The organism is Coleofasciculus sp., from assembly GCF_046565525.1.
Taxonomy (GTDB): Bacteria; Cyanobacteriota; Cyanobacteriia; order Cyanobacteriales; family Coleofasciculaceae; genus Coleofasciculus.
The window spans coordinates 1-3721 of the sequence record NZ_JBKHUP010000219.1 but is presented as its reverse complement, the minus strand read 5'-3'; the positions used below and the strand labels follow the sequence as shown (position 1 = coordinate 3721).

Genomic DNA, 3721 nt, shown 5'->3' with positions numbered 1-3721 from the left:
GATAACTGATAACTGATAACTGATAACTGATAACTGATAACTGATAACTGATAACTGATAACTGATAACTGATAACTCCCCCATCCCTCCGCACCCCCGCAAAAAAAAGAGGGTGGTTCAGGCTGCTACCGCTTGCCCGTCCCACCTACCAATCCTTAATGAGAGGAGAACACTGAGGACTACTATATCCTTGTTGAAAATAAATGTCAACACTAATGCAAAGGATTAGCAATAAACTAGGAAATTCACCATTTAGTCCAGATACCATCTCGGCAGTCGGGAAAAAAAAGCATTATCATGATTCAGTTTAGGTATTCCTCTGTCGTTATCGGTTAATTTACTATGGCTTTGCAATTACGTGTTTATGTTCCCCCTCACCCCCTAATCAAGCACTGGCTTGGCGTTGCCCGTGATGCGGCGACACCATCCCCTTTATTCAAAAGTGCGATGACGGAGTTAGGGCGCTGGCTCACCTACGAAGCGATTCGAGATTGGCTACCCACGGAAGATTTAATGGTTCAGACGCCCCTAGCCCCTTGTCCAGCCACAATGGTGAATCCAGAGACTCCTTTAGTCGTCGTGCCGATTTTACGGGCGGGATTAGCCTTATTAGAAGGGGCGCAAACCTTGTTACCCTTGGCATCCATTTACCATCTGGGCATGGTGCGCGATGAAGAAACCTTAGAAGCCAACTGTTATTTAAATAAATTGCCCCAACAATTTGCTCCGGGTACACGTATCTTAATTACCGAACCCATGCTAGCAACAGGGGGTACAATGATGTCCGCGATCGCAGAACTGACCAAGCGAGGTGCAGATCCAGGATTTATCCGAATTATCAGCGTTGTCGCCGCCCCACCCGCCTTGCAAAAGTTAGGAGGCGATTATCCCTCCTTAACCATCTACACCGCTACAATTGACGAAGAATTAAGCCAGCAAGGATTTATAGTGCCAGGATTAGGGGATGCAGGCGATCGCGCCTTTGGCACATGATGACAGGGGGGAGTGTTGAGTGTTGACCCTTTTGAGTGCGTAGGGGCAGGTTTAGGGACTTTCTGCTTGGCTATTGATGGTAACCTTTGTACAAAACCCGCCCTAACCTAAAACCCGCCTCGTAGAGAACGGGTGGGAAACTTCTACCGTGAAGATATGGCATCCGTGTCAGCCAACCGTTAATCTGGAAAAGCAGTTGCGTTTTTTATTTCAAGGGTACGAAAGGAAAAATGAGTCAGCGCGATGGTTTTACAGGCGGACTTCTCGCGGGAATCGCCATAGGGGGATTAGTCGGTGGCGTTATCGGAGCCATACTAGCGGGACAACGCAATAGTAACAATGAAGATGCCGAGCAGTCTTTACTCAAGTCCCGCCTATCCGAGAAGAAAGCCATGAAGGGCAAAAAGTCTCAACTCAACTCCGAGGAGAGCATTGAAGCGGCGCGTCGCAGTTTAGAAGACAAAATTGCCCAGCTTAATACAGCAATTGATGATGTACGCCAGCAATTAGGTCCCGTGAATGGGAGTACAGAACTCACCGATAGGGAAGGTTCCCTCGATTCCTGAGCCGGAATTGAGGGATATCAGTTAAACTGACTAGAAAGACACTATCTGCCCTCTAAACTTAGCTAAGGAAGCGAATAAATTCATGAGTGCTACAGAACTGCTAACCGACAGCCTCGCCAATTTCCTCAATATCTATTTACTGTTGATATTTGTCCGCATTCTGTTAACCTGGTTCCCCACCGTTGAGTGGATGAACCGAGTGGCTGGATTCCTCAGCCCAATTACTGACCCTTACCTGAATATTTTCCGCTCTTTTATTCCGCCGATTGGAGGTTTGGACTTATCTCCTCTTTTGGCGATTATTGTCCTGCAACTTATCGCCGGACTGTTTGGAGGCATGGCATAGTCTTGGGTTAAAAACTGCTCGATAATTTCTCCCCACATCTAGACATAGCTGCTGTTTTGTCTAGATATTAGGCATAGCTGTAACCATCCTTGAGATGGACGGCTTTACAGTAATCGAGTTTTACGGAAAACCGTTTCTTGTTAATCATAAACTCGCCTCTCCCGTCTGAGATTGGACAAACTCTGGCTGTGAACGTCCTTTGGTATTTACCTTTCGGGACTGTGGCTCGAACAATATCGCCTGTGCACAAGCCAAAGATAGGGCGGAGGGGACGGTATTTAACTGGGTAGCCATATTTATTCGTTTGGCAGCGCTGCCGTCCACCAAAACCCGTCGCTTTAACATTGAGTATGTGTTCACTCAGGACTTGCAGGGTCTCTGTGACCCCACGCAAGCAGCATCTAGCCAGTGAGTCTTGGGCAGTCCCAATCGAGTTCTGTTGTACCTTCTCTGTCCTCCTGTACCTGTGAGGACTGGCAAACCTGTTTCTTTGAGCCGATTAAGCAAAGCCCATCGGGTAGCATTAACGGCTGCGGCATCCTTTAAAAGTCCCTTGGCTTGAGCTAATATCCGCTTAAGCAAGTCTGGCTTTTTTGGAAGGTATTGCTCAATTGATTTTGTCCCTTTCTTGATGTTGCACTTCTCACAAGCTAGGCACAGATTAGAGATGCGGTTAGTGCCACCTTTAGCTCTAGGGTGAATATGTTCAACCTGCTGGCGGGACGTTTTTAACTCCACAATACGCGCATTTTCTTTTCCATTTCGCCAATAAATACTCACGGACTTCGTAGCCAAATAAAGTACCTTGCTGGTATTCGCATCCGCTAATTTCAGGCTTGTCTAGCGCTTGTGTATCAAACTTAACTAATTCCTGTCTAATCTCACCAACAGAAGCAAATTTACACAGGCGTTTGACCCAACTTTCAGTCGTTAGAACCCGATGCATTAAGCTTGGGGACAGCCATCCTTGAGGGCGCTTCCGGTTGAGAAAAACGTAATTTGACATCTTCTGTCATCCAATTAAGTTAAGTTTGCCTCGGTAATGTTGAGAGGGCTTGCTAGGAACTAGGCACGGACTTATAAACCTTTCGTCGCTATTTTTTAACCGAGTTCGACAGAGCAGAAAACTGGCGTTCATTTTCTGGTGTCATCACCCTCCCAACGTAGGCTTGAAGAAAGCCTTAACCTGCACGTTCGTTACTCTGGGTAGCTATTTCTAGTTATGTCCAGATTTGGGTAGGTTTTTACGAACGGTATTCAACCTGTTGTGACTGACTCGGTTATAGTTTCCTATCCCGATCGCGGCGACGGCGATCGCGCCATTCGGCGGCTGTCAAATAAGCGACACCCCCAGTCACCAGGACTAATAATCCAGCCGCCGCAAAAAATACTACGGTAAAAACAGAACCTTCCACAATCCCTCTAGAACCCGTTACGAGCCCAGACTACCATTGCAATTGACCAAGTGAACAGAACCAGAGTGGCGACCCAGCCTAATGTCAAAATATCCATCGTGCTTTATGAGTAATGATTAAGAAATGACTCCAAGGTTTATCATAATTCAATTTGAACCGTCTTTGACCCTGAGGAAAAGAAAGTCGTGAACTCTTCCTTTAACCCAACTGACGCTGAACGGATCGAATCCCTGAAAGCCGCTATCCTGGGGGGATTATCCCTAACCTTAACCTATTGTGCGATCGGTATTCCTCTAATCGCTCGCATCAATGGACATTTCTGGACTTTGTGGACATAAGTGTAACCGTCAGCTTTCCAGATTGGCTCGAAATACTTCCAGTTGATGCTTTGCAGTTTTCCT

Annotated in this window: 6 protein-coding genes and 1 pseudogene; 4 read left to right on the top strand and 3 right to left on the bottom strand. The window is 46.7% G+C overall.

Annotated features, from left to right (window positions below; translation table 11 throughout):
• Positions 1–342: 342 nt before the first annotated feature.
• From upp to ACLGGO_RS35150, 3 genes are all read left to right on the top strand, one after another.
• Positions 343–993 carry a uracil phosphoribosyltransferase gene (gene upp, locus ACLGGO_RS35160; RefSeq protein WP_446339463.1) on the top strand — a complete coding sequence of 217 codons (651 nt, stop codon included), beginning with the start codon at positions 343–345 and terminating at the stop codon, positions 991–993.
• A 230-nt stretch (positions 994–1223) separates the two neighbouring features.
• Positions 1224–1559 (top strand): hypothetical protein, encoded by a 336-nt coding sequence (locus tag ACLGGO_RS35155; RefSeq protein ID WP_446422792.1) that lies wholly within the window; start codon positions 1224–1226, stop codon positions 1557–1559.
• 82 nt (positions 1560–1641) lie between these two features.
• The gene (locus tag ACLGGO_RS35150; RefSeq protein WP_446422791.1) at positions 1642–1905 is read left to right on the top strand and encodes a YggT family protein; all 264 of its coding nucleotides are present in this window, start codon (positions 1642–1644) and stop codon (positions 1903–1905) included.
• 67 nt (positions 1906–1972) lie between these two features.
• On the opposite strand, the pseudogene iscB reads toward ACLGGO_RS35150, so the two are convergent.
• The 3 genes and pseudogenes from iscB to petN form a co-directional block, all read right to left on the bottom strand.
• Positions 1973–2896: pseudogene (iscB, locus tag ACLGGO_RS35145) on the bottom strand (RNA-guided endonuclease IscB); the annotation flags it as partial.
• A gap of 289 nt (positions 2897–3185) precedes the next feature.
• A complete protein-coding gene (locus ACLGGO_RS35140; RefSeq protein WP_446335025.1) occupies positions 3186–3320 on the bottom strand; it encodes a hypothetical protein in 135 nt (44 codons plus the stop codon).
• 7 nt (positions 3321–3327) lie between these two features.
• On the bottom strand, positions 3328–3417 hold the full coding sequence (gene petN / locus ACLGGO_RS35135; RefSeq protein WP_446335024.1) for a cytochrome b6-f complex subunit PetN: 90 nt from the start codon (positions 3415–3417) through the stop codon (positions 3328–3330).
• 88 nt (positions 3418–3505) lie between these two features.
• Between petN and ACLGGO_RS35130 the strand changes: the two genes are divergently transcribed.
• Complete coding sequence (locus ACLGGO_RS35130; protein WP_446422790.1) at positions 3506–3658, top strand: hypothetical protein; 153 nt, start codon at positions 3506–3508, stop codon at positions 3656–3658.
• The last annotated feature ends 63 nt before the right edge of the window (positions 3659–3721 follow it).